This is a genomic window from Deinococcus marmoris (assembly GCF_001949125.1).
In the GTDB taxonomy this organism is placed as follows: domain Bacteria; phylum Deinococcota; class Deinococci; order Deinococcales; family Deinococcaceae; genus Deinococcus; species Deinococcus marmoris_A.
In genome coordinates, this window is the sequence record NZ_MSTI01000077.1 from 154,388 (window position 1) to 179,343 (window position 24,956).

General features: G+C 66.5%; 25 protein-coding genes. 18 read left to right on the forward strand and 7 right to left on the reverse strand.

Going from position 1 to position 24,956, the window contains the following annotated elements:
* The first annotated feature begins 78 nt into the window (after positions 1-78).
* Positions 79-2,427, forward strand: a complete 2,349-nt coding sequence (gene dnaX, locus BOO71_RS12340; RefSeq protein WP_075832715.1) for a DNA polymerase III subunit gamma/tau — start codon at positions 79-81, stop codon at positions 2,425-2,427.
* A gap of 9 nt (positions 2,428-2,436) precedes the next feature.
* On the opposite strand, the gene dtd is transcribed toward dnaX, so the two are convergent.
* The 4 genes from dtd to BOO71_RS12360 form a co-directional block, all read right to left on the reverse strand.
* The gene (dtd, locus tag BOO71_RS12345) at positions 2,437-2,877 is read right to left on the reverse strand and encodes a D-aminoacyl-tRNA deacylase (RefSeq protein WP_075832717.1); all 441 of its coding nucleotides are present in this window, start codon (positions 2,875-2,877) and stop codon (positions 2,437-2,439) included.
* On the reverse strand, positions 2,877-3,164 hold the full coding sequence (locus BOO71_RS12350) for a DUF1844 domain-containing protein (RefSeq protein WP_075832719.1): 288 nt from the start codon (positions 3,162-3,164) through the stop codon (positions 2,877-2,879). Before BOO71_RS12350 ends, dtd begins: the two co-directional genes overlap by 1 nt.
* A gap of 174 nt (positions 3,165-3,338) precedes the next feature.
* On the reverse strand, positions 3,339-4,010 hold the full coding sequence (locus tag BOO71_RS12355) for a uracil-DNA glycosylase (RefSeq protein WP_075832721.1): 672 nt from the start codon (positions 4,008-4,010) through the stop codon (positions 3,339-3,341).
* A 13-nt stretch (positions 4,011-4,023) separates the two neighbouring features.
* Positions 4,024-4,428: a hypothetical protein gene (locus BOO71_RS12360; RefSeq protein WP_075832724.1), complete on the reverse strand. Its 405-nt coding sequence runs from the start codon at positions 4,426-4,428 to the stop codon at positions 4,024-4,026.
* Positions 4,429-4,818: 390 nt separating this feature from the next.
* Here BOO71_RS12360 and BOO71_RS12365 point away from each other — a divergent pair, with 390 nt between their 5' ends.
* From BOO71_RS12365 to BOO71_RS12400, 8 genes are all read left to right on the forward strand, one after another.
* Positions 4,819-5,445, forward strand: a complete 627-nt coding sequence (locus tag BOO71_RS12365; RefSeq protein WP_075832726.1) for a C40 family peptidase — start codon at positions 4,819-4,821, stop codon at positions 5,443-5,445.
* A gap of 100 nt (positions 5,446-5,545) precedes the next feature.
* Entirely contained in the window at positions 5,546-6,538 is a 993-nt protein-coding gene (galE, locus tag BOO71_RS12370) for a UDP-glucose 4-epimerase GalE (protein WP_075832729.1), read from the forward strand.
* Positions 6,539-6,555: 17 nt separating this feature from the next.
* Positions 6,556-7,137 carry a Uma2 family endonuclease gene (locus tag BOO71_RS12375; protein ID WP_075832731.1) on the forward strand — a complete coding sequence of 194 codons (582 nt, stop codon included), beginning with the start codon at positions 6,556-6,558 and terminating at the stop codon, positions 7,135-7,137.
* Positions 7,134-8,501: a M20/M25/M40 family metallo-hydrolase gene (locus BOO71_RS12380; RefSeq protein WP_075832734.1), complete on the forward strand. Its 1,368-nt coding sequence runs from the start codon at positions 7,134-7,136 to the stop codon at positions 8,499-8,501. The genes BOO71_RS12375 and BOO71_RS12380 overlap by 4 nt, the downstream gene beginning before the upstream one ends.
* A gap of 369 nt (positions 8,502-8,870) precedes the next feature.
* Entirely contained in the window at positions 8,871-9,089 is a 219-nt protein-coding gene (locus BOO71_RS27020) for a hypothetical protein (RefSeq protein WP_139322918.1), read from the forward strand.
* Between the two features lie 106 nt (positions 9,090-9,195).
* Entirely contained in the window at positions 9,196-10,356 is a 1,161-nt protein-coding gene (gene dxr, locus BOO71_RS12390; RefSeq protein ID WP_075832739.1) for a 1-deoxy-D-xylulose-5-phosphate reductoisomerase, read from the forward strand.
* Positions 10,353-11,483, forward strand: coding sequence for a M50 family metallopeptidase (locus tag BOO71_RS12395; RefSeq protein ID WP_075832742.1), 1,131 nt, complete (start codon positions 10,353-10,355; stop codon positions 11,481-11,483). Before dxr ends, BOO71_RS12395 begins: the two co-directional genes overlap by 4 nt.
* Positions 11,484-11,562: 79 nt before the next feature.
* Complete coding sequence (locus BOO71_RS12400; protein ID WP_083653379.1) at positions 11,563-12,411, forward strand: hypothetical protein; 849 nt, start codon at positions 11,563-11,565, stop codon at positions 12,409-12,411.
* 83 nt (positions 12,412-12,494) lie between these two features.
* Here the strand turns inward: BOO71_RS12400 and BOO71_RS12405 are convergent, their stop codons facing one another.
* On the reverse strand, positions 12,495-13,058 hold the full coding sequence (locus BOO71_RS12405; RefSeq protein WP_075832744.1) for a peroxidase-related enzyme: 564 nt from the start codon (positions 13,056-13,058) through the stop codon (positions 12,495-12,497).
* A gap of 44 nt (positions 13,059-13,102) precedes the next feature.
* Between BOO71_RS12405 and BOO71_RS12410 the strand changes: the two genes are divergently transcribed.
* From BOO71_RS12410 to BOO71_RS29185, 6 genes are all read left to right on the forward strand, one after another.
* Positions 13,103-13,747, forward strand: coding sequence for an MBL fold metallo-hydrolase (locus BOO71_RS12410; protein ID WP_254843139.1), 645 nt, complete (start codon positions 13,103-13,105; stop codon positions 13,745-13,747).
* A gap of 390 nt (positions 13,748-14,137) precedes the next feature.
* A complete protein-coding gene (hrpB, locus tag BOO71_RS12415; RefSeq protein ID WP_075832748.1) occupies positions 14,138-16,663 on the forward strand; it encodes an ATP-dependent helicase HrpB in 2,526 nt (841 codons plus the stop codon).
* Positions 16,660-17,289, forward strand: coding sequence for a class I SAM-dependent methyltransferase (locus BOO71_RS12420; RefSeq protein WP_075832750.1), 630 nt, complete (start codon positions 16,660-16,662; stop codon positions 17,287-17,289). Before hrpB ends, BOO71_RS12420 begins: the two co-directional genes overlap by 4 nt.
* A gap of 118 nt (positions 17,290-17,407) precedes the next feature.
* Positions 17,408-18,544, forward strand: coding sequence for a non-hydrolyzing UDP-N-acetylglucosamine 2-epimerase (gene wecB / locus BOO71_RS12425; RefSeq protein WP_075832752.1), 1,137 nt, complete (start codon positions 17,408-17,410; stop codon positions 18,542-18,544).
* A gap of 32 nt (positions 18,545-18,576) precedes the next feature.
* On the forward strand, positions 18,577-19,512 hold the full coding sequence (locus BOO71_RS12430) for a diacylglycerol/lipid kinase family protein (protein WP_075832754.1): 936 nt from the start codon (positions 18,577-18,579) through the stop codon (positions 19,510-19,512).
* A gap of 82 nt (positions 19,513-19,594) precedes the next feature.
* Positions 19,595-19,750 carry a DUF4926 domain-containing protein gene (locus BOO71_RS29185; protein ID WP_368482875.1) on the forward strand — a complete coding sequence of 52 codons (156 nt, stop codon included), beginning with the start codon at positions 19,595-19,597 and terminating at the stop codon, positions 19,748-19,750.
* A gap of 39 nt (positions 19,751-19,789) precedes the next feature.
* Here the strand turns inward: BOO71_RS29185 and asnS are convergent, their stop codons facing one another.
* On the reverse strand, positions 19,790-21,133 hold the full coding sequence (asnS, locus tag BOO71_RS12440; RefSeq protein ID WP_075832760.1) for an asparagine--tRNA ligase: 1,344 nt from the start codon (positions 21,131-21,133) through the stop codon (positions 19,790-19,792).
* Between the two features lie 116 nt (positions 21,134-21,249).
* Entirely contained in the window at positions 21,250-21,954 is a 705-nt protein-coding gene (locus tag BOO71_RS12445) for an ABC transporter ATP-binding protein (RefSeq protein ID WP_075832762.1), read from the reverse strand.
* An 84-nt stretch (positions 21,955-22,038) separates the two neighbouring features.
* Here BOO71_RS12445 and upp point away from each other — a divergent pair, with 84 nt between their 5' ends.
* The 3 genes from upp to BOO71_RS12460 all read left to right on the forward strand — a co-directional run bounded on the left by upp (position 22,039) and on the right by BOO71_RS12460 (position 24,826).
* Positions 22,039-22,662: a uracil phosphoribosyltransferase gene (gene upp / locus BOO71_RS12450; protein ID WP_075832764.1), complete on the forward strand. Its 624-nt coding sequence runs from the start codon at positions 22,039-22,041 to the stop codon at positions 22,660-22,662.
* 61 nt (positions 22,663-22,723) lie between these two features.
* Complete coding sequence (locus tag BOO71_RS12455) at positions 22,724-23,863, forward strand: MraY family glycosyltransferase (RefSeq protein WP_075832766.1); 1,140 nt, start codon at positions 22,724-22,726, stop codon at positions 23,861-23,863.
* Between the two features lie 168 nt (positions 23,864-24,031).
* On the forward strand, positions 24,032-24,826 hold the full coding sequence (locus tag BOO71_RS12460) for a nitroreductase family protein (RefSeq protein WP_075832900.1): 795 nt from the start codon (positions 24,032-24,034) through the stop codon (positions 24,824-24,826).
* Positions 24,827-24,956 lie beyond the last annotated feature (130 nt).

Below are 24,956 nucleotides of genomic sequence, written 5' to 3' on the forward strand. Positions count from 1 at the left end.
GGCGGTCCATAGATCGGTCTTTTTTCCTGTCCCACACCCCATAACCCACATCCCACACCCCATGCCGAGGGCGCAAGCATGAGCGCCATCTATCAGCGCGCCCGCCCGATCCGCTGGGATCAGGTGATCGGTCAGGAACACGTCAAGGACGTGCTGAAGGCCGCGCTGGAAGCTGGGCGCGTGGGCCACGCTTACCTGTTCAGTGGGCCGCGTGGCGTCGGAAAAACCACCACCGCCCGCCTGATCGCCATGACCGCCAACTGCACTGGCCCGGACCCCAAACCCTGCGGCGAGTGCGAGTCGTGCATCAGCGTGCGCGCCGGGTCCCACCCCGACGTGATGGAAATCGACGCTGCCAGCAACAACGGCGTAGACGATGTACGAGAACTGCGTGAATTGATCGGCTTGGCTGCTATGCGCGGCGGTAAGAAGATCTACATCCTGGATGAAGCGCACATGATGACCAAGAGCGCTTTCAACGCCCTGCTCAAAACGCTGGAGGAGCCGCCCAGTCACGTCATCTTTATTCTGGCGACCACCGAGCCGGAAAAGATCATTCCCACCATCCTCTCGCGCTGTCAGCATTACCGTTTTCGCCGCCTGACGCCCGAGGAAATTGCCGGGAAGCTGGCCGGGCTGGCCGTCCAGGAGGGCATGACCGCCGAACCGGAGGCCCTGAACCTGATCGGGCGGCTGGCTGACGGCGCGATGCGTGACGGTGAAAGCCTGCTGGAGCGCATGTTGGCGGCGGGCAGCGCGGTCACGCGCGCCGGGGTGGAGGAGGCGCTGGGCCTGCCCCCCGGCGAGCGCGTGCGCGCAATCGCGGCGGCGCTGGTCACGGGTGACGCGGGCGCGGCCTTGCAGGGAGCCGGTCACCTGTACCGCGACGGCTTCGCGGCCCGCACGGTGGTGGAGGGGCTGGTCTCGGCGCTGGGTGCGGCCCTGCATGCCGAACTGGGTCTGGGTGAGGAAGGGCGGCTGGACGGCGCGGATGTGCCCCGACTCCTCAAATTGCAGGCCGCGCTGGACGAGCAGGAGGCCCGCTTTGCCCGCTCCGCCGATGGGCAGAGTCTGGAACTGGCCCTGACCCACGCCCTGCTGGCTGCCGATGCGGGCGGTGGTGGTGGGACGGCTGCTAGTGGAAGTGCGGCAGCCGTTCCGGCGGACCTGATGCAGCGCCTGAACCGCATGGAAAAAGAGCTGGCGGGCTTGCGTGCAGGCGGCGGTGCGGTGGCAACTCAGGAGCGGCGCGGCCCCGCCCCGGCCCGTGAGGTGATGCAGGAGGCGGTGGCAGCGATTCAGGGCGACGCCCTCCATACACACGATGAGACCCTGTCCCCTGAGCAGGGCGCAGTGCAACAGGGCAACTGGGCCGATGTGGTCCGCGCCGCCAGCATGCAGCTCCGCGCCTTCCTCAAGCCCGCGCGCATGCACGCCGAGGCCGGGTATGTCAGCCTGACTTACAGCGACAATGGCTTTCACGCCAAGCAGGCGGTCAGCAAGTTCGATGACATCAGCACGCTGGCCCTCAAGGTGTTCGGCCCGGTCACCTTCGAGCTGATCACGGCGGAGGCCAACAAGAAGCAGAAACTGGGTGGTGTGTCGGGCGGCAGTTCTGCGGCGGGAGCATCGGCTCCAACGCCCCGGCCTGAGCCTGCGCCGTCTCCACGCCCCGCCCCCGTGCAGGCCGCCCCAGCCGCCGAAATCGAGATTGCCCCCTTCGATCCAGCCCCGCGCCGCGCCAGCCGGATTCCAGATGGACCGGGAGCGCAGGCGTCCGCTTCGACCCAGATCACGCCCACCCAGGCCACGCCCCTTCAGACGGCGCTTCCACCGCGTCCGGCTGCTGTGGCGACGCTGGAGCCGCCCGCGAGTGGCCCGCCTCCGCGCCCCCAGACACGCCCCCCTGAAGCCCGGCAGCCCGAAACCAGACTAGCCCGCCCCGCCAGCCCGGATGACGTGGCCCCCGCGCCGCTGCCCACCATCGACGCCGATCCCTGGCAGGCCGATCATGTGGCCGACGCTCCCCCGCCGCCAGCCGAGGCCCGCGCCCCCTCCCGCGAACTGTATGTCGTGGAGGCCATCGATGTGGAACCCGACTGGGACGATATCGGCGGCCCACTGGATACGGCGGGACCATCCGGCCCGCCCGATCTGGCCGACGCGCCGTATGCCAGTCTGGCCGCCCCACGTCCCTCGCTTGCACCGCGCCCGGCAGCACCGTCTCCGTCGCCAGTGGACCAGCCTCAGCTCAGGCCAGCCCAGGCCAGCGCCGCGCCCTCGCGCCCCGGCGATATCCGCGCCCACCCCATGTACGACGAGATCAAGGGCCGCTTCAGCGGACGCGTGCGTGAAATCGGCAAGAACCGCAATCCGGTGGTCCCGGTTGTAGAAAGCGATACCGAAGACGAGGACACCGAGAACTGAAACCAATTCTCAGTCCAGCTCCAGCGTGATCGTCACCGGGCCGTCGTTGCTCAGGTCGATGACCATATGTTCGCCGAAACGGCCCTCACCCACTTCCAATCCCAGATCACGCAGGGCGGCATTGAATGCGCCGTACAACTCGCGGGCGTGTTCAGGCGGGGCTGCGCCGATGAAGCTGGGGCGGTTGCCCGCGCGGGTGTCGGCGTACAGCGTGAACTGGCTGATGCTCAGAATGCCGCCGCCCGTGTCTAGCAGACTGCGGTTCATCTTGCCCGCCTCATCGTTGAAGATTCGCAGTTTGGCAATCTTGGCCGCCAGGGCTTTTGCAGTCTGGGCGCTGTCGCCCGGCGCGACGCCCAGCAGGACCATCAGGCCCGGCCCGGTCTGCCCCGTGACCTTGCCCGCCACGGTGCAGGTGGCGTGGTTCACGCGTTGAATGACGGCCCGCACTAGTTGCCCTGTGTGCCATTGTTCTGCGTGCCGTTCCCCAGCCGTTCGCGCAGGCTGGAAACTGCCTCTGTCAGCAGATCAGCCTCGGCAAAATCGAGGTTGCCGCGCGTCTTCTCGGCCAGCATGGTCAGCAACTTCAGGCTGCGTTCGGCGGTCTGGCGGGCGCGGCCCTCCTGCAACAGGCCGTCGCGCGCGGCGCTGGCCGTGGCGGCGTTCAGATCGCCCAGCGCGGCCTCGGCGGTGGCCTGGAGAGAATTGACGAGTCCGACGAATTCAGGATGGGGCATGGGCGTCAGTGTACGGGGCGGGGGAGGGCCGGGCGACATCCAGGATTTCAATTCTGGAATGGACACGCGAGGGTATGGCTACTTTCACGCAGGTCAGGACCAGAGCCAGACCTTTGTGTCAGCCACATCACCTGACGCGGATTGATTCTCGTCCATTCGCCAGGGGCCAGAACTTCAGAACAGCCCCGGCTGACCGTCCATCTCTGGCGGCGTGAGTTGCGCCAGTTCCCCAGGCTCCTTCTCGCCGCGCAGCACGGCGGCCACCTCGCGGATGTCACGCCAGGTCAGCGCTTTGGGACTGCCAGGGGTGCGGGCGGCGTTTCGCAGCAGGTAGGCGGGGTGAAACATTGGCATCAACAGCGCCTCATACGTCCCGCCCCCACCGTCGTCATGCGTGAATCCGAACCACTGGCCGCGCAGGCTGGCGACGCCGCGCCCGGTTTTCAGCAGGTGCTGGGTGGCGGTGTTGCCCAGGCTCAGGATCACGCGTGGGCGCAGCAGGGCCAGTTGGGCGTCCAGCCACAGCGCCGTGCAGGTCTCGGTCTCATCGGGCCTGGGGGTGCGGTTGCCGGGCGGGCGGCACCGGACGGTGTTGGTCAGGTACGTCTCGTCCCGCGCGATCCCAGCCGAGGTCAGGATGCGGTCCAGCAGTTCTCCGCCCTGCCCCACGAAGGGGCGGCCCATACGGTCCTCCTCGCGTCCTGGCCCCTCGCCGACAATGACCAGCCGGGCAGCGGGATCGCCCTCGGCCACCACCACCCCTGTGCAGCCGGGGCGCAGGCGGCAGGCGACGCAGCCTAGGCTCTGCAACTCCAGCGCCCCAAGCGCGGCCCTGCGTGAAGTCATTCGGCGGGCGGCGTCAGCTTCCAGTGGCGACTTCCCCGGGCGATACGGTTTCAGGGGCGGCCAGTTTGGGGCGGCGGCTGCGGGCCTCGCGGCGGGTCTTGGGGTCCAGGCCCACCAGCAGAAAGAAGTTTTCCAGCGCGTTCTCTTTGCCCTTCAGATCGGGATGTTCGTTCTCGGGCGTGCCGGTGGAAAAGGGAATGGTCTGGTACAGCTCCAGGGCGTGGGTAATCACGTCGTCGGGGGCGTGCTTCTCGGCGTAGGTGCCCAGCGCCACGTAGACCTCGCGGCGGCATTCGGCGTGTTTCAAGAAGGCGTCCGGCCATGGCGTCTCGGGGGCGCGGAGCATGTCCTGGCGGGCAATCCGGCGGTAGTGCTTCAGACCTTGCAGGAGCTGATCGGTGGTCATGGGTTCCTTCATCGGTCCTCCAGATCGGGCGGTTGGGCTGTGGGTATTCGGGCGGTGGTGGCCTGGGCCAAGTATAGGAGGCTGGCCTTCCAGAAGTCCTCCGGCCTGTGTGGGCATCACCCTGAACCGCACCTGAAACAGGTCTCAGGAAGCACACTTCTGGCACATGAGCAAAATGAGAGCGTGATAAATCGCGCAAAAGGGGTTCAGGCTGTGACTGTCGGCACTTTCGCTGCCCCACGGAATATGAGCTGAAGTCTGAGAAGCTTGAGTCAGACGCCGGATTTCTGTTTCATCTGCTGCTGGTCAGAACGCATAAACAACGTATAGGCGCATAAAGGTGACGTTTAAGTTCGAGAATTAAGAACAAATAAATAAAGTTGGGATAAACTTCTGGAGTCGATGACTTACTCCCGCCTCTTTCTGCCCCTCGCTTTCGCCGCCCTGATCAGCCCCGCTGCCCTGGCCTCCACGTACACCGTCAAGAACGGTGACACCCTGTCTGCGATCTCGCGGGCCACGGGTGTGGACGCCGGAACGCTGATGCGCCTGAACGGCCTGAACAGCAGCACCATCCAGATCGGGCAGAAGCTGAACATCGGCGGGGCCACCGTTTCCGCGCCTGCCCGCGCCGCTGCGCCCGCCGCCACCAACTCTGGCGGCGCGTTCGTGCGGACCGCCGCTGCCCGTTTCCTGGGTGTGCGTTACGCGCTGGGCGGCAGCGGCAGAAACGGCCTGGACTGCTCCAGCTTCACGCAGAGCGTGTTCCGCAGCATGGGCATCAGCATTCCGCGCACCGCTGCCTCGCAGTGGAACTCGGGACGCGCGGTCAGCCGCCGTGACCTGCGCTCGGGCGATCTGGTGTTCTTCAACACCATGGGCCGCACCGCCAGCCACGTGGGGCTGTATGTGGGCGACGGCATGATGGCCAACGCCAACAGCTACCGGGGCCGGACCGTCATCGAACCTCTGTTCGCCAACGCGTACTGGGCCAGCCGCTACAACGGCGCACGCCGCATCATGAATTGAACGCAGACAACAACTTTTGAAGGCTGGCGGACGACATCGACTCGTCCGCCAGCCTTCTTTTTGTCCGTCCTGCTTCCCTGTCCTGCTACCCTGAGTCCCGATGAAACTTCTGGTGGTTGGCGGCGCGGGGTATATCGGTTCACATACAGTTCGGCAGTTGCGGGCGGCGGGGCACGGTGTGGTGGTGCTGGACAACCTTTCCAGCGGTCACGCCGAGGCGCTGCCGGACGATGTGGAACTGGTCAGGGCCGACTTGCTGGACTATCCCAGCGTCAAGGCCGCCCTGGAAGCCCACAAGCCTGATGCCGTGATCCACTTTGCCGCGCTGATCGAGGTGGGCGAGAGCATGCGCGCCCCCGCCCGCTACTACCGCAACAACGTGGTGGGCAGCCTGAACCTGCTGCAAGCCATCGTGGACACCCGCAAGGTGCCGCTGGTCTTTTCCAGCACCGCCGCCGTCTACGGCACCACCGACGCCGTGCCGATCCCCGAAGACGCCGCCATGCAGCCCGAGAGCGTCTACGGCGAGACCAAGCTGATGACCGAGCGCATGATCCACGCCTTCCACACCGCGCACGGCCTGCCGTACACGATCCTGCGGTACTTCAACGTCTGCGGCGCGGCCCCCTCCGGGGACATCGGCGAGGCGCATCCCAGCCAGTCGCACCTGATCGAACTGGCGTGTATGACCGCCCTGGGCCAGCGCGAGAAGATGATGATCTTCGGCGAGGATTACGACACCCCCGATGGAACCTGCATCCGCGACTACGTGCATGTCCAGGATCTGGCTGATGCGCATGTGCTGGCGGTGGAGGCGCTGAATGCTGGAAAGACCGACGCCGTGACCTACAACGTGGGATTAGGCCACGGCTTTTCCGTCAAGCAGGTGCTGGACGCCGTGGACGCCGTGGTGGGTACGCCGCTCGACCGCGAGATCGCCCCCCGCCGCGCAGGCGATCCGCCCCGGCTGGTGGCCGATGCCACGAAGATCGTGCAGGAGCTGGGTTTCGCGCCGCAGTTCACCGACTTGCAGGAGATCGTGCAGACGGCCTGGAACTGGCACAAGGGGCATCCGCACGGCTTCGAGAAGTAGGGGCGTAAAATAGCCCTATGACAGACGCCGCTCCTCAAGCCATGACGGAAGCGGACTATCTGCGAACCGAGCGCGAGAGTCCTTACAAGCGCGAGTACGTGGGCGGTTTCGTGTACCCGCTTCACGCTCAGGCGGGGGCCAGCGGGGAGCATGTGCGAATCAGTTTGCGGATTGCGGCGGCACTGTTACCAGGTGCGGATGGGCAGGGCTGCCGCCTGTACCAGTCCGACATGCAGCTTTTCGTCTCCGGCGCGGCCAGCTACTTTTACCCCGACGTGATGCTGGTCTGCGGCGGCGATCAACCGGGGCGCTATTACGAGTCCTCCCCGTGCCTGCTGACTGAAGTTCTCTCAACCAGCACGGCGCACAATGACCGCCGCCACAAATACGCCGTTTACACCGCCATTCCCACCCTGCAAACCTACCTGCTGGTGTCGCAGGACGAACGCTACGTCGTGGAATATCAGCGCAACGGTGAGGACTGGGCCATGCGCGAACACCGGGGCGCGGGACAGGTGGACGTTCCCTGTCTGGGACAGGTGCTGACCCTGGACCAGATTTACCGGGGCGTGCTTCAACCCTTACCCTGTAGGACATGACTCCAACTGATCTGAGCGCCCACATCGAACGCGGCCTGTCTGATCTACGTGATCTGGTGGCGATGCAAAGCGTCTCCGCGCAGGGCCGCATGCTGCCCGAGACGGCGGACGCCGTGACCGCCCTGCTGGAAGCCGAGGGCTTCAGGGTGGCCCGCTATCCCGGTCAGGTGGCCCCGGTGCTGGTGGCCGAGGCTGGAGACGGCCCCTTTACCCTGCTGATCTACAACCACTACGATGTGCAGCCGGAAGACCCCCTGAACCTGTGGGACACGCCGCCGTTTACGCTGACCGAGCGCGACGGACGCCTGTACGGGCGCGGCGCATCCGACGACAAGGGCGAGTTCACCTCCCGGCTGGCCGGGTTGCGGGCACTGCGTGAGCGGCACGGTGGCAGCCTCCCCCTCAAAGTGAAATGGCTACTGGAAGGTGAGGAAGAGGTGGGCAGCCCTAGCCTGGAAGCTTTCGTGAAAGACCACGCCGCCGAACTCAAGGCAGACGGCGTGTGGTGGGAATTCGGCAGCGTGACCCCCGAGGGGCGGCCCATCCTGTACGCGGGTCTCAAGGGGATCGTGTGCCTGGAATTGCGCTGCCGGGTGGCGGCCAGCGACCTGCACAGCAGCACCGGGGCGGTGGTGGACAACCCGCTGTGGCGGCTGGCGAAGGCCGTGGCCAGCCTGCGCGACGAGACCGGGCGCGTGACCATCCCCGGCTTCCACGACGATGTGCGCGAAACCTCCGAGGCGGACCGCGCGGCCATCGCCAGCATTCCCGGCCAGGGCGAGTCGCTGTACGACGCCTACGAGGTCACGCGCCGCCTGGGAGCGCCCCAGGACTTCAACACCCGCACCAACCTGATGCCGGTACTGAATGTCAACGGCTTTCACGGCGGCTATGGCGACGGCGGCAGCAAGACCGTGCTGCCTGCCGAGGGCTTCGTCAAGATCGATTTCCGTCTGGTGCCGGACCAGCATCCCGATAAGATCGTGGAACTGCTGCGCGCCCATCTGGACGCCCAGAACTTGCAGGATGTGGAAATCGTCGAGCTGGAAAGCCACCAGCACCCCGCCCGCAGTGACCTGAGTGATCCCTTCGTGCAGACCGCCGTGCGCGTGGCCCGCGAGGTCTACGGCCAGGACGCCATCCTGCACCCCAGCAGCGGCGGCAGCGGCCCGATGTACCCGTTCATGCAGCATGTCGGTGCGCCCGTGGTGGCGCTGGGCATCGGCAACGTGGCGGGCCGCGTCCACGCCCCCAACGAAAATGTGCTGCGCCGCGACTTCGAGACGGGCGTGCGGTACGCGCTGGAGCTGATGGAGGCGCTGGGGCGAGTCGGGAATAGTTCGGATGCCGGGGCAGGCGGCTGAATGGAAGCGGCCCAGTGTGCCATGAACTGTACGGAGTGCATCATGCGGTCCTCAAAAGGAACAGCCTGACCAACTCCAGCGTCAATTTCTGCCGACGGGCAATGTCCGTCCAGTGCCCCAGCTTCCCGCTATTTCACCCCAGGAGTTTCTATGCGCCACCTGTCTGTCGGTCTGGTCGCTGTCGCTTTGTTCAGTCTGGCCTCGTGCAGCCGTGGGGACATCGCGAATCCTCCTGTGGCAACGGGGCTTCTGAAGTTGACCTTCACACCAGCAACACTTGCGGAGTGCCAGTCCGTCGTCCTGAACGATCCCTATGTTAAAAACACTGCTCTGAAGGGCCGATCTTTTATTGAGGTCAAGGAGACGGGGATGTTGGAACCGGTGGGTCGGTATCCCAACGCCGCCTCCACGACAGTGGTCTTTGACCGTGCAGGCGATTATTCCGTCGTCTACAGCATTCAATATCCGAAGTACCCGGAGAAGCTGAGTCTGACTTTTCGCTGCGTGAAGAGCGGCGCGGAATCCAGCCAGGACTTCACGGTCACCGAGACGAGCGGCGAGCAGACGGTCAACCTCAGCTTCTCCTGAAAATACGCAGGACGGGAAACGTGAACCGTATGGACGGCAAGCCCTCCCAACCCCACACTCTGCCCACCCCGTATGCCTCATGCTGGGGGGCAATGAGCGGACGGGCATGGAACTGACGGTTTTGGGCAGCACGGGCAGCATCGGCACGCAGGCGCTGGATGTGGCGCGCGAGCGTGGCTACACGGTGACGGCGCTGGCAGCGGGGCGCAATCTGGACCTGCTGGCCGAGCAGGTGCGTGAATTCCGCCCGGCAGTGGTCAGCGTGGACCCAGCCGTCTATAACGAGGCGAAGGCCATCTTCACCGATGTGCGCCTGACTGCCGACGTCAGCGAGGTGGCCGCCCTGAACACCGATGTGGTGGTCAACGCCATGAGCGGCCTGATCGGGCTGGCCCCCACCCGCGCCGCGCTCCAGGCCGGACAGGCGGTGGCGCTGGCCACCAAGGAGGCGATGGTCACGGCGGCGGGCCTGATCTGGGAGGCGGCGGCAGCGGGCGGCGGGCGCGTGGTCCCGGTGGACTCCGAACATACGGGCGTCTTCCAGTGCCTGACGGGCGAGAACATGGCGGACGTGTCCGAGGTGATCCTGACCGCCTCCGGTGGCCCCTTCCGCGACGGCCCCGCCGATCTGGGCGGCGTGACGCCCGCGCAGGCCCTGAAGCATCCCTCGTGGAGCATGGGGCCAAAGGTGACCATCGACAGCGCCACGCTGATGAACAAGGGGCTGGAGGTCATGGAGTGTGCCAGCCTGTACGGCCTGCCGCTGTCGCAGGTGGGTGTGGTGGTCCACCCGCAGAGTCTGATCCACGCGGCGGTGCGCTTCCGCGACGGCAGCCTGAAGGCGCAGTTCGGCCCCACCGACATGCGTTTGCCGATTGCCTACGCCATTGACGCCGCCCCTGGCGGAATGCAGCGCCCCGGTGATGTGCGTGGCGTGCGGCGGGGGCCGGAAGTGGCCGGGCATCTCTCCTGGCCCATGCACGGCACCTGGGAATTCATGGAGCCGGATTTTGACCGCTTCCCCTGCCTGGGTCTGGCCTACCGTGCAGGCGAGGCGGGCGGATTGCAGCCTGTGGCCCTGAACGCGGCAGACGAGGTGGCGGTAGAGGCGTTCCTGGCCGGGCAACTGACCTTTACGGGCATTCCCAGATTGCTGGAGCGTGTGCTGGATGAAACCCCTGCTGGAATGCTCGGCTGGGACTCGCTGGCGCAAACCGATGCCTGGGCGCGCGTGCGGGCCTGGGAACTGGTGGGGGTGAGGGCGTGAGCTTCATTCAAAGCATCTCTGCGGCGCTGACCCCTCTGGGCTTGATCTGGACCCTGCTGATCATCAGCATCGCCACCTTCCTGCATGAGCTGGCGCACTACGCGCTGGCCCGCTGGCAGGGCGTGCGGGTCAATTCGTTTTCCATCGGTATGGGGCCGATCATCTTCAAGCGGCTGTGGCGCGGCACTGAGTGGCGACTCTCGCTGCTGCCCATCGGCGGCTACGTGGAAATCGACGGCATGGCCCCCGAGGAGGTCCGGGGCAACGAGGGCGAGGTCAGTTACCGTCAGGCCAGCAAGGGCTTCGCGGCGCTGCCCGCTCTGGGCAAGATCGCCGTGCTGTTCGCCGGGCCGCTGATGAACCTGCTGCTCGCCATCGGCCTGATGACCCTGAGCTTTTCCTCGCAGGGCATTCCGGCCCCCGACCGGGCGCGCATCGAGTCAGTGCAGCCCAATTCCCGCGCGCAGACGCTGGGCTTCCAGACCGGGGACGTGATCAGCGCCATCGACGGGCAGGACATCCCCGACACCGTGCAGGTGGACGGAAAGACCGTGACCGGCTGGGAAAACCTGCGCAACGTGCTGGGCACGCCGGGGCCGCATACCTTCACGGTGGAGCGGGCTGGAGAAAGTCGGAATGTCACCTTCGACTGGACACCCACCGTGGCTGGCAAACGCCAACTGCTGGGCATCGGCTACGGCCCGGACATCGTGCCTGCGGGCGTGGGCACCGCTTTCCAGACCTCGCTGACCACCACGGCGCAGGCCGTGCCGCAGGTACTCAAAGCCTTCGGCAACCTGTTCGGACGCTTCCTGACCCTGAATTTCTCGCAGGACGAGAACGTGACTGGCCCCATCGGCACCACCGAGATCGTGGGCCGCGCCGCCACCGTCGGCCCCTGGGCGCTGGTCCAGATCGCCACCCTGCTCAATCTGTCGCTGGCCTTCTTCAACCTGATCCCGATTCCGGGGCTGGACGGCGGGCGCATCCTGCTGGTGCTGGTGGGTGTGGTGCGCCGCCGCCCGCTGAGCTTCTCGCAGGAACAGGCCATCAACGTGGCGGGCTTCGCCTTCGTGATCCTGCTGATGACGTTTGTGGTGGTGCGCGACGTGAGCCGGTTTTTCTGAAGCCGGGAAGCTGCATCCTGAGAGGGGAAATCCCATTCACTCACGCGCCCTATCCAAAGGCTGTGTTAAAACAGTCTTCATGATTGCAAAAGTGAAGATGATGCTGGCCCTGGGTCTGGCGACGGTGGGACTCACCACCCTGGGTACCGCAGGGGCGGCAGATGTGCGGCTGGGCCTGAACAGCAGCGTGGGTCTGGGCTGCCAGATCGTGGGCGGGCGCGTGGGCTTTCAGGAGGGCCGCTTCGGCCTGTACGGTCAGGGGGCCTACTGCACCAGTAATGTGGAGGGCAAGTCGGGCACCGGGTCCTTCGGCGGTCTGGTCACGGGCGATCTGTTCACCTTCAGCAACGTGACCACCTACGCCCTGATCGGTGCGGAGATTCAGGGCAGCAATACCGCCATTCAGGGCGGCCTGGGCCTGCGCTACGGCATTGCACTGTTGCCGGTGGAAGCGTATGTGGAAGTGGGCGCGCAGCGCATCAGCACGGCGCTGCAACCCATCATCGGGCCGCGTCTGTCGGTCGGCGTCAACTACCGCATCAATGTCGTCAACCTTCAGGGTCAGATTCCCGAACCCCTGAAGTTCGAGGACGGCGAGACCACCCAGTACGCGGGCAGCGCCCCCGCCGAGTGCAAGCTGACCCCCGAGCAGGACATCGCCAGCGCGCGTGGCGCGGCCCGCGTGGCGGCGGACGAGGGGCTGGGTGCGGCGGCAGGAGCATATGGCGCGGCCTACTCCAACGTCTCCTACAAGGTGGAAATCACCAGCGTGGGCATCAACGGCAACGTGGGCAGTGCGGGCGGCAAGGTGACCGTGAGCGCCACCCAGAACAGCAACGGCGAGCGGGTCAGTGGCGTGTACGGCGGCACCATCAAACTGGTCCGCTCCGGCTGCGGCTGGCAGGCCACCGGCTACACCCGGAGCTGAGTCACCGCCCGAGCGTTCTGACAGTCTGACCGCTGAAACGCCGCGCTGAATCGTGGCTGTTCAGCGGTCAGACTGTTGTGGCTTTACCTTCCCTTCGAGTGGTACTCCGCGTTGGGAATGAAGCCCAGCGCGCTGCTGACCCGGTTGGTCATGTTGAACATGCCGATCACCTGCACCGCCTCCAGAATCTGGGCGTCGTCCAGACCCACATCCCGCAGTGGAGTCAGGTCCGACTCGGCCATCCCGGCGGGGTGCAGGGTCAGTTTCTCGGCGAAGGCGCACAGCGCGGCCTCGCGGGCACTCAGATCGGCGTGTCGCCAGTTGACGGCCACCGTGTCGGCCTTCTGCGCCTCCATGCCGTATTCGCGCAGCGCCGCGCCGTGCGAGACCGCGCAGTACACGCAGCGGTTGAGGCCGCTGACCACCACGGCCATCATCTCGCGCTCGATGTTACTCAGGTGGCCTGCCTTGTTGACCAGCAGGTTGAAATAATTCCACCACGCCAGGAACTGCTCGCCGTTCAGCGCCTGTGCCCGGAAGACGTTGGGCACGAAACCCAGGTTCGCCTCCGCCTTGGTCCACAGTTTGCGGACGCCCTCATGCGCGCCCTCTTCGGTGGGCACGGCCAGCCAGGAAATTTTATTCATGTGGCTTACAGCTTACGGCTCCGCGCCGTGAAATGATCGTGCCAGTGACCGTTCTTGCCCCGAGTGTCCGTGTTCAGACCCTGTACGCCAACGTGTATCTGCTGAGTAGCCCGGCGGGCCGTCTGCTGGTGGACGCTGGGGCGTGGCCCTACGCGGGCCGTTTTGACCGGATTCTGCGTGATTTCGCCCCCGACGCCGTATTGCTGACCCACGCGCATGTGGACCATTCCGGTGGCGCGTACAGGGCCGCCCGGCGCGGCATTCCGCTGCTGGCGCACACGCTGGAATACGCGCAGTTGACCGGAGAAATCCACGATCTGCCGTACCCGGCGGGCCGCCCGGAGATTGGACGAATGGTGTCGCGGGCGCATCCCAAAGTCTCCGCCGACGCCCTGCAAGTTGTTCACCCCGGCGAGACCGTGCTGGGCTGGCAGGTCGTCTCGTTGCCCGGCCATACCCCCGGCCAGATCGGCGTGCTGCTGGACGGCGTGCTGGTGGCCGCCGACGCGGTGATCGGTGCGAAGGACGGTGCGCATCTGCCCAAAGCCGCCTACAACGCGGACCATGTCCAGGCCCGCCAGACCCTGCAACGCATGGCTGAGATGGACCTGCGCGCCCTGCTGCCCGGTCACGGCGGCCCCCTGACGCCGGGGCAGGTGCGGAAACGGGCGGGGCGGCGGGAAGGCTGAAGCTGTGGAAATCGTCTGAACTTAGACATACTACATTTAGCATCAATTCGCCTATGTATAGCCATATGTTGTGTCTGAACGCTTGACGGTAGGAGTGAATTACGTTACCATCATAATGCAACAGAGGGAGGTGAAATATGACTAAGAAAAACTCGGCAGCACGAGTGACGCCTACAGAACGTAAGGCAGCGAAAGTTCTGTCCGGTAATGGCGGCAGTGCCTTAACCCGATCTCTCGCAGCGGCTGTAGTCTCGAAAGCTGCCTCAAAGAAAACGAAATAACCGCTCCCTGCCTTGAACGAAAGAGAGCGGCTAACTAAAAATTGTGGACCACAGTGATTGTTGCAGACTGCGGTTCTACCTTTTGTCCCGGCTGATACCATTGCCCCTCATGCCCCCCCAGCCGCCCACCCTGCCCATTGCCGAGGTCATCCCGGCGGTGCGCTCAGCGCTGGCGGCGCACCCGCTGGTGGTGGTCCAGGCCCCGCCCGGCGCGGGCAAGAGTACGGCGCTGCCGCTGGAACTGCTGAACGAACCCTGGCTGGCCGGGCAGTCGGTGATCATGCTCCAGCCCCGGCGGGTGGCGGCGCGGGCGGTGGCCTCGCGGCTGGCCGAGGGCCTGGGCGAGCGGGTGGGCGAAACCGTGGGCTACCGCGTGCGCTTCGAGTCCCGCGTGTCCAAGCAGACCCGCCTGGAAGTCGTCACCGAGGGCATCCTGACCCGCCGCCTCCAGCGTGACCCGGAATTGGCCGGGGTGGGGCTGGTCATTCTGGACGAGTTCCACGAGCGTAGCCTGAACGCCGATCTGGCCCTGGCCCTGCTGCGCGAGGTACAGGGGGCATTGCGCGACGATCTGCGTGTGCTGGTCATGAGCGCCACCCTGGACCCGGATCTGCCCGCCCGCCTGGGTGCCCCGCTGGTGGAAAGCGTGGGCCGCGCGTACCCGGTGGAGGTCCGTTACCTGCCGACAGACCCGGTGGGCCGCGTGGAAGACGCCGTGGCCCGCAAGGTGCGGCAGTCTCTGGCCGAGGACGAGGGCGACATCCTGGCCTTCCTTCCTGGCGTGCGCGAGATTCGCGGGGCCGCCGCGCAACTGGCTGATGTACAACTGGGAGAGGGGGGGGCGCTGGTGCTGCCCCTCTACGGCGATCTGAGCGTGAAGGAACAGCGCCGCGCCCTTCTCCCCGATCCTGATGGGCGGCGCAAGGTGGTGCTGGCCACCAGCATTGCCGAGACCTCGCTGACCATCGACGGCGTGCGGGTGGTGGTGGACGGCGGCCAGAGCCGCACCCAGGCATTTGACCCGGCCACGGGATTGACCCGCATGGTTACAGGCCGTGTCACCCGCGACAGCGCCACGCAGCGGGCCGGACGCGCGGGCCGCACCGCGCCGGGCGTGGCTTACCGTCTTTGGCCGGAGCGTACCCAGCCGCTGCTGCCCGCCGCCCGCCCCCCGGAAGTGCTGGAGGCAGACCTCGCGCCGCTGGTGCTGGAGCTGGCTGCCTGGGGTGCGCCGGACCCCACCGATCTGGCGTGGCTGGACGCGCCGCCCACCCCCCGCGTGGAAACCGCCCGTGCGTTGCTGCGCGGCCTGAATGCCCTGGACGATACGGGCCGCGTGACCCCGGAAGGTCAGCGGCTGCTGGAATTTCCCACCCACCCGCGCCTAGCCCACCTGCTGACGGGCGGGGCGGAGGCTGGCCTGGGACCGCTGGCCGCCGATCTGGCCGCGCTGCTGGAGGAACGCGATCCGCTGCCCCCAGGTTCCGGTGCGGACCTGACCGAACGGGTGGAAGCGCTGCGATTGTGGCGGGCTGGACGTGGCGGCAGGGGAGACGTCGCCGTGCTGGAGCGCATTGAACGGCTGGCGAAGCAGTGGCGTGGGCTGCTGGACGTGCGGGCGGACAACGCCGAACCCGATCCCTACGATCTGGGGGAATTGATTGCCCTGGCCTACCCCGAACGCCTTGCATTGCCGCGCGAGGTCCTGCCCGGCGGCATGCGGGGCCGCTTTCTGCTGGCGGGCGGTCAGGGCGTGGCGCTGCCGGAGGGCGACGCGCTGGCCGGAGCTGAGGCGCTGGCGGTGGCCCATCTGGATGCCCGTGCCCTGAATCCCAACAACGCCGAGGGCCGAATTTATCTGGCGGCTCCCCTTGCGCTGTCTGCCCTGGAATCCCGCGCCGCATGGATGGAAAGCGTCCGCTGGGAGACCCGCACCGGAACCCTGCTCGCCCAGAACGAACGCCGCGTGGGGGCGCTGGTCCTCGAAACCCGCCCACTCAAAGAGTTGCCTGCCGGATTGCGGCTGGATGCCCTGGCCGGGGCCATCCGCGCCGAGGGCCTGCACCTTCTGACCTTCTCCCGTGAGGCTGCGGGCCTGCGCGCCCGCGTCCAGTCGCTACGCCACTGGCACCCGGATAGCGACTGGCCCAACCCCTCCGATGCTGCGCTGCTGGACACGCTGGAGGACTGGCTCGGCCCGTATCTGGGCACGGCCCGCACGCGGGAGGACCTGGGGCGGATCAACCTCCTGCCCGCACTTCAGGCGCTCTTGCCCTGGCCGCTGCCGCAGCAGCTCGAAGACCTCGCGCCCACGCATTTGGGGGTTCCCACGGGCAGCCGCATTCGCCTGGAGTACCGCCCAGACGGCTCACCGCCCATCCTGGCCGTCAAGTTGCAGGAACTGTTCGGGCTGGCCGACACCCCTGCCGTCAACGGAGGCCGCACGCCCGTGCTGCTGCATCTGCTGTCGCCTGCCGGACGGCCCGTGCAGGTCACGCAGGATCTGCGGAGTTTCTGGAATTCGTCGTATTTCGAGGTTCGCAAGGACCTGCGGGGCCGCTACCCCCGGCATCCCTGGCCGGATGACCCGTGGACCCACGCGCCGATGAAGGGGATCAAGCGAAGGGGCGCGTGAACCTCTGGCCACGCATAATCTCCGCCGTCTACGCCCCGCTGGGCTGGCGTCGGGCGCAGTTGATACTGGAATTGATTCGCCCCCACCTGCCATCTGGACGCGTGCTGGACCTGGGTGCGGGAACGGGCCACACGGCGGTCCTGCTGTCTCGCAGGGGTTGGGCTGTGACGATGGCCGACGTCCCCCCGCACGCTGGAGCGCTGGGGCAGCGGCTGGTGGCACACCCCATCGCCGCGCGGCTGGGCCGTGAATCTGGCGTGCCGCGCGTGCTGTATGACGGCTCGACATTGCCTTTTCCAGACTGCTCATTCGACGCCGTGCTGCTGGCCTTCGTGTTGCACCACTGCCCCCATCCGGTGGCGGTGTTGCGGGAAGCGGCGCGGGTGTCACGGCGCGTCCTGGTGCTGGAGGACGGCAATGGCGAGTTTCCACCGAACCGTCTGGACCGCGTGACCGATGCCCTGATCAATCTGGAATTCGGCCACCCGCACGGCGAGCGCTCCCGCCTGGAATGGCTGGGGATGTTTGCCGCCTGTGGCCTGGGCGTGGAGCAGGAGCAGGGCTTCACCTCCCGCTTCGGCGGACTCAGGGGCAGGCACCGGCTGTACGTGCTGAATCGCCTATAGTGTGCAATTGTTCACCACGCGGGTTTTCTGGCGTGGCCCCTCAACTTCCATTCGCCCACGGGCCGCAACGGTTTCCCGAATCCGGCCCGCGTTGTGATGTCTCCCGCAAGGAATTCCCATGACCGATAAACGCATTGTCCTCGCCTTCGGCACCCGCCCGGAAACCACCAAGATGGCCCCCGTCTACGCAGCTCTGGCCGCCCAACCCGGCCTGACGCCGCTGATCCTCTCCACCGGGCAGCAGCGCCAGATGCTCGACGGCGCGCTGAACGTCTTTGGCCTGACCCCGGACCGTGACCTGAACGTGATGACCGAGCGCCAGACCCTCGCGGACCTGACCGCCCGCATCGTGCCGCAGGCCGGGCGCGTGCTGCGCGAGATGGAGGCCGATCTGGTGCTGGTCCACGGCGATACCTCCACATCGTTCTGCGTGGCCCTGTCCGCCTTTTACGAGGGCATTCCGGTGGGCCACGTCGAGGCGGGCCTGCGAAGCGGCGACTTGCAGGAACCCTTCCCGGAGGAAGCCAACCGCCGCCTAACCGGCGTGCTGAGTGCGCTGGATTTCTCGCCCACCTCTGGCAGCAAGGCCAACCTGACCCGTGAGGGCAAGCCTGAAGTGGGCATTTTCGTGACCGGGCAGACCGCCGTGGACGCCGTGCGCGAGGTGGCCGGGCGCGTGCCGCTGCGCCCCGAGTGGCAGGCGCGCGTGGACGCCGGGCAACCCCTGGTGACCGTGACCATGCACCGCCGCGAGAACCAGCCCATGATGCGCGAGATGGCTCAGGCGCTGGCCCGCGTTGCTCAGGCGCACCCAGATCACCACTTCATCTACCCGGTCCACCTCTCGCCCGCCGTGCAGGAGGCCGTGCGCCCGGTGCTGGAAGGTGTGAGTAACTTCGAGCTGACTGCCCCGCTGGACTACAGCGATATGGCCCCACTGATGGCCGCCTCCGTGCTGCTGGCCACCGACAGCGGCGGCTTGCAGGAAGAGGGCGCGGCGCTGGGCGTGCCGGTGGCCGTTCTCCGCAACGTCACCGAGCGCCCCGAGGGGCTGGAAGCGGGCGTACTGAAACTGGCGGGCAACGATCCGGCGCAGCTCGAAGCGGTACTGAATCACCTGCTAGACAGCCCGGAGACGCTAAAGGGAATGCGCGAGGCCCGCAATCCCTACGGCGACGGGCAGGCCGCCGGACGCATCGCGCGGGCCATCGCGTGGCATTTCGGCCTGGGCGAGCGCCCTGCGGACTGGAACTAGAATCACTTTCCAGCGCGTATGATGTGCCTGACGTGAGCGCCCCTGAATCCTCGGTTCCCCCGCTGGCCGTCGTCCTCAACCCCAATGCGGGCGGGGGGCTGGCAATGCGCGAGTGGCCGCGCCTGGAAGCCGAGCTGAAGCGGCGCGGCCAGCCCTACGAGCTGATCCTGGAAGACAGCGGCGAGGACGCCCTGGCCCGCATCCAGGCGCTGCCGCCGCGCATTGCCGTGCTGGCGGTGGGCGGGGACGGCACGGTGGGCGCGTTGCTACCCGCGCTGGTGTCCGTCCCCAAGCGGCAGGGCCGTCCGCTGGCCGTGGTCCCGCTGGGAACGGGCAACGACTTCGCGGGCATGCTGGGTCTCAAAACTGGACAATTCGCGGAGGCCCTGGACCGCCTGACCTTCCAGCCCCGCGACGTGGACGCCCTGGAGGTCCGTATTCTGGAGGGCGACGGCGCGGGCCGCACGCATGTGCTGCTGAATGGCCTGGGCCTGGGCTTCGATGCCGCCGTGACCGCCAACATGGCCCGCGCGCCCAAGCAGTTTCAGGGCTTTGCGCGCTACGCCTGGTCCGCTGTCGCCACCGTCCGCGAGCTGCACCTGTCCGAAGTGCAGATCACGCTGGATGGCCAGCCGTTCTACAGCGGCCCCAGCCCCATCGTGGCCGTCATGAACGGCACGCGCTATGGCGGCGGCTTCCTGATCAGCCCGAGGTCCAGCCCACGCGACGGCCTGCTGGACGTGGTGGCGGGCGGCCCCATGAACCGTTTTCAACTGGTCAAACTGATGTTGCGCGTGCTGCGTGGCACCCATCTGGACCAGCCGCAGGTTCGCACCGCGCAGGGCCACGAGGTCACGGTGCGCTGGGACACGCCCACACCGCTGCATCTGGACGGCGATTTGCACGGGCAGGTCACGGCGATCAGGGTGCGGGTATTAAAGGGCGTGGTGAAGTTGCTGAATGGGTGAAGCTGGAACGACACCTGAGTCTGTGCCGCTTTTCTCCGTCGTGTAATTGATCAACGAGCACTATCTAGACGACGGCTCAAGTGTGGGTCGTCAAGGGGCAGTTGTGGGAATGTATCCAGACAACGCCTATGAAGTTGAGTTCTCCGATGAGGACGGCATTACGATTGCTCTTCTTGCTGTACAGAGACAGGACATGAAAATACCGTGGCTCCCGGCAGAACTGCCTGTGGAGCCATGAGATTTGCCGCTGGCAGACGCTTATAAAAAACCTTCTCGATTAAGGCCGCATCCGCGTCAGCATGCGTGGGAAGGGAATCGCCTCGCGGATATGGTCCAGGCCGCAGATCCAGGCGATCACGCGCTCCAGGCCCATGCCGTAGCCCGCGTGCGGCACGCTGCCCACCCGCCGCAGGTCCAGATACCAGTCGAAGGCTTCCAGCGGCAGCCCCTGCTCCTCAATCCGCGACTTGAGCAACTCGTAGTCGTGGATGCGCTCGCTGCCGCCGATGATCTCGCCGTAGCCCTCGGGGGCGATCACGTCGTCGCACAGGGCCACGCGCGGGTCTTCGGGGTCCGGCTGCATGTAGAACGCCTTGATGGCCGCCGGGTACTTTTCAATGATTACCGGGCGGTCAAAGTGGTGGCCCAGGATCGTCTCGTGCGGCGCGCCCAGATCGTCGCCCCACTCGACGGGCTGAACGTCGTCCTGCACGTTGGGCGGCAGGTCTTTGGCCTCGATATGCTGCCGCACGATCTCCAGCGCCTCGGTGTAGGTGATGCGCGGATAGTTGCCCTCGGCGGCTCCGGCCAGCTTGCCCGTGTCGCGGCCCAGCAGTTCCAGCTCCGGCGCGCACTCGTCCAGCGCGCGGCGCACGATGAAACTCAGCATCCGCTCCTGCAAATCCAGGTTCTCGCGGTGGTTGCTGGGGGCCACCTCCGGCTCGATCATCCAGAATTCCAGCAGGTGGCGGCGTGTCTTGCTCTTCTCGGCCCTGAAGGTTGGGCCGGAGGTGTAGACCTTGCCGAAGGCGAACGCCCCGGCCTCGGCGTGAAGCTGCCCGGTCTGCGACAGGTACGCCTTGTCCTCACCGAACAGGTCAATCTCGAACAGTTCGGTGGTGCCCTCGGCGGCGTTGGGCGTGAAGAACGGCGCGTCGAAACGGATGAAACCCTCGCCGTGAAAGAAGTCCACGATGGCCCGCTGCACGCAGTCGCGTATCCGCACCACGGCCCACGGGCGGCGGTGCCGGAGCCACAGGTGGCGGTGGTCCATCAGAAACTCGATGCCGTGTTCCTTGGGCGTGATCGCGTACTCGGCGTGGTTCTCCGAGATCGGCGTGATCTCGCGCACGCTCAGCTCTACGCCGCCGGGGGCACGGTCATCGGCACGGACCTCACCCGTAATTGTCACGGCCTGCTCCTGGGTCAACCGCTTGGCCGCCTCGAACACGTCCTCGGCCACGTCGCCCTTGAACACGGTGGCCTGCACGAAGCCGCTGCCGTCGCGCAGTTTCAGGAATTGCAGCTTGCCCTTGCCGCTCTTGTCGGTCAGCCACGCGTGCAGGGTCACGCTCTGGCCGATGTGGTTCTTGAGGTCATGAATGCTGGATGTTGAAGCCATGCGCGGAATTATGGCAGAGGCGGGGGCGGCGGCGCAGGTGGCCCGCTGCTTTCTTCGGGTGTCCCGGTAGGAGAGGGGTTATCTGGCGGCGAACCCGCCCGTGCAAGGTCCAGTCGCTAGCCGTAAACAGGGGCCTCTTCCGTGAAGCGCCCGTCCAGCAGGTGCAGCGCCCGGTCCGCGTACCCGGCCAGACGTTCGTCGTGGGTGACCAGCAGCACGCCCGCGCCCTCCTCGCGGGCCAGGGCCACCAGCAGGGCGGCCACCGTGGTGGCGTTGGCGCGGTCCAGGCTGCCCGTCGGCTCGTCGGCCAGCACCACCGCCGGGCCGGAAGCCAGCGCGCGGGCCACGGCCACCCGCTGACGTTCGCCGCCGCTGAGGACCTCGGGCATGCTCTTTTCGCGCCCCGACAGGCCCACGCGGGACAGCAGGGCATGGGCGCGGGACGTGTCGCCCTGCCCAGCCAGACGGCAGGGGATCATCACGTTGTCCAGCACGTTCAGGTCTTCCAGCAGATAGTGGTGCTGAAACACCAGACCCACCCGCCCGGCCCGCCGCAGCGCCCGCGCCTGGGTGTCCAGGATATCGGCGCGTTCCCCGGCCCACCAGATCTCACCGGAATCCGGCACGTCCAGCCCGCCCAGCAGGTGCAGCAGTGTACTCTTGCCGCTGCCCGAAGGCCCGGTCACGGCCACCACTTCTCCCGGCTGCACCCGTAGGGAGACGCCGTGCAATACGGTCAGCTCGCCGAAACTCTGGTGAATCTCGCGGGCTTCCAGGGCGGGGAAGGGTGCGGAGGGGGTGGGAACGCTCACGCGGCGCATCTTATCCTGACGCTGTTCTTTTTCTCTGGTCCTTCTCCGCTGGCTCTTTTCCGTCCGGCCCCGCCGAGGCGATATGCTTTCCATATGGTCACGGTCGTCTCCCATCCCCTGATTCAACACAAGCTCTCGCTGATGCGCGATACCGGCACCGGGGTCAAGGAATTCCGCGAACTGGCCGCCGAAATCAGCATGTTGCTGGCTTACGAGGCCATGCGCGATCTGGAACTGGCCCCCCAGACCCTCACGACGCCGCTGCAAACGGGTCAGTTCCCGATGCTGAGCGGCAAGAAGCTGGCGCTGGTGGCGATCCTGCGCGCCGGGCTGATCATGACCGACGCCATCGTGGCGCTGGTTCCGGCGGCCAAGGTGGGGCATCTGGGCATGTACCGCGATCCGCAGACCCTCAAACCCGTGGCGTATTACAACAAGCTGCCCGCCGACATCGCCGAGCGCCGCGTCTTTCTGACCGATCCGATGCTGGCCACGGGCGGCAGTGCGAGTGCGGCCATCGACAGCCTCAAGGAGGCCGGGGCGCAGAGCATCAAGCTGATGTGCATTCTCTCGGCCCCCGAGGGCATCGCCGTGATCGAGCGCGATCACCCGGACGTGGAGATCGTGACCGCCGCCATCGACTCTCATCTGAACGATCACGGCTATATCGTGCCGGGGCTGGGGGATGCGGGGGACCGGATCTACGGCACCAAGTAAGCGCCCTCCACCTTTCGGCTAACCCCCTGGCACGGCGAAACCCTTAGACTCGGGGCACTTTATGGATTCACTTTCTGCCTTCGCCCAGCAACTGGGCATCGCTGACCTGTTCGGACGGGGTTTTTTCAGCGTTCTCGTCACCTTTCTGACCGCCTGGCTGTTCACCTGGCTGTTCATCCCACGCCTGCGTGAATTTGCCGTGCAGGTCGGCTGGGCCGATCAACCCAACGCGCGGCGGCTGAACACCGAGCCGCTGCCCAACGCCGGGGGTCTGGCGATCTTCGCGGGCTTTATCGTCAGTGTGATCGTGGCCTGGGCGCTGCGGCCCATCGTGGTGGAGATCGTCAATATTCAGGTGCTGGCGATCCTGCTGGGGGCGTCCCTGCTGGTGCTGGTGGGTTTTATCGACGATCAATACGGCCTGTCGCCGCTATCACGGCTGCTGGTGCAGGTGCTGGCTGCCGTGCTGCTGATCGTCAACGGCCTGAAGATCGACTTCAATGCCATCCCCTTCCTACCCATCATTCCCGACGCCATCAACGCGCCCATCAGCATTTTCCTGACCATCTTGTGGATCGTGGGCCTGACCAACGCGGTCAACCTGATGGACGGCGTGGACGGCGTGGTGGGCGGCGTGGGTTTCGTGGTCAGCACCGTATTGCTGGCGACGGCGGCGCAGTTTCCAGACCGGGCCGCCGCCGTGGTGCTGCTGGCAGGCCTGTCGGGCGCGGCGCTGGGTTACCTGCGGCACAACTTCAACCCCAGCCGCATCATCATGGGAGATGCGGGAGCCTACCTGTTCGGTTACACGCTGGCCGCCGTCAGCCTGCTGGGCACGCTGAAATTCAGCGCGGGGGCCAGTCTGCTGGTGCCGCTGATCGTGCTGGCGTTGCCGGTGCTGGACACCACGCAGGTGGTGATCGGGCGGCTGGCGCGCGGCATCCGCAACCCGCTGGGACACCCGGACAAGACCCATATTCACCACCGCGTCCTGGCCCGCACCGCCAGTGCGCGGCGCACTGCCGTGATCCTGTGGGGCGTGGCGCTGGCCTGCGGCATGGTGGGTATGGCCTTGCAGGGCGTGAACTGGCGGGTGACCGTGGTGACGGGCGTGTTGATCGCCGCGTGCCTGTGGTTCGTGGCCTACCGCCGCGTGCGTGCCCAGAACATCGAGGACCGGAACAGCGAAACGGCGCTCTAGGCATAGGCTTTTCAGGGCAAACCGAGATCGGCGTGACAGTGCGGACAATGGCGGGGTGCCGACGGTAGAGCGGGGCGGCTCCGCTTGCAGCAAAAAATCTGATCCGGGCATCAGGGGCTGTGGGAATTGCTTTTCTCTGTCGCCCGCCTGACCGCTATTCTGCCCGGCATGCCTGCAACCCTGTCCACCCGCACCCAGAGTGCCGCAGAAGTCACCGCGTTCTACGATGCCCACCGAACTGTCCGCCAGTACGTGACGGCGGAAGACGGCTCCCCGCTGCCACTGCCCGCAGACCACCTGGAAGCCATCCTGCACGCCGCTCAGCGTGCCCCCACCGACGCCACCGCGCAACTGTATTCCCTCGTGCGCCTGACCCGCCCGGAGGTCCGCGAACAGATGGTCACCCTGACCACCAACGCGCACATTGCCACCGCCTCTGAAGCGTTCGTGGTCTGCGCCGATGTGCGGCGGGTGGTGCGGGTGCTGGAGGTGACCGGGCAGACGCCGGGGCACTGGCCTGCCATCGCCGTGCATTTTGGGATCGGGGACGCGGTGATGGCCGGAACCAACCTGCTGACCGCCGCCGAGATGCTGGGCTACCAGGGCTGCTGGATCGGCGGCGTGATGAACGGCCTGGACGGCATTATCGACCTGCTGGAGCTGCCGCCCGGCGTGCTGCCCTTCGCCGCGCTGACCATCGGCAGGTCCGCCGAGGACACGCCCCACCGTCCCCGCGTCCCGCGCCCGCTGGTGATCCACACCGACACCTACAACAACGGTACGGATGAGGAAATCCGCGACGCCGTGGACATCATGAATCCCATCGCGTCGCGGAAGGGTCAGCCCGGCGACTGGGCCAGACTCATGGGGGCCTACTTCGCCGTGGAGGGCGGGATGGAAGGCCGCGAACCCCGGCTGGTGGCGGCCCTCAAGCGCCAGGGCATGTGGTCCGGCGAGGGGTAAAGCGCTGGATTGGCCTTCCTTCGAGAGAGGCTGGGAGGGTGTTGCCTCTGAGAACGCCCCGCGCCAGCACGGTCTGAACGGAACTGCGCCCTGTCCTCTGTCTGAAGCGGAACGCCGCCTCGGGTCCAGC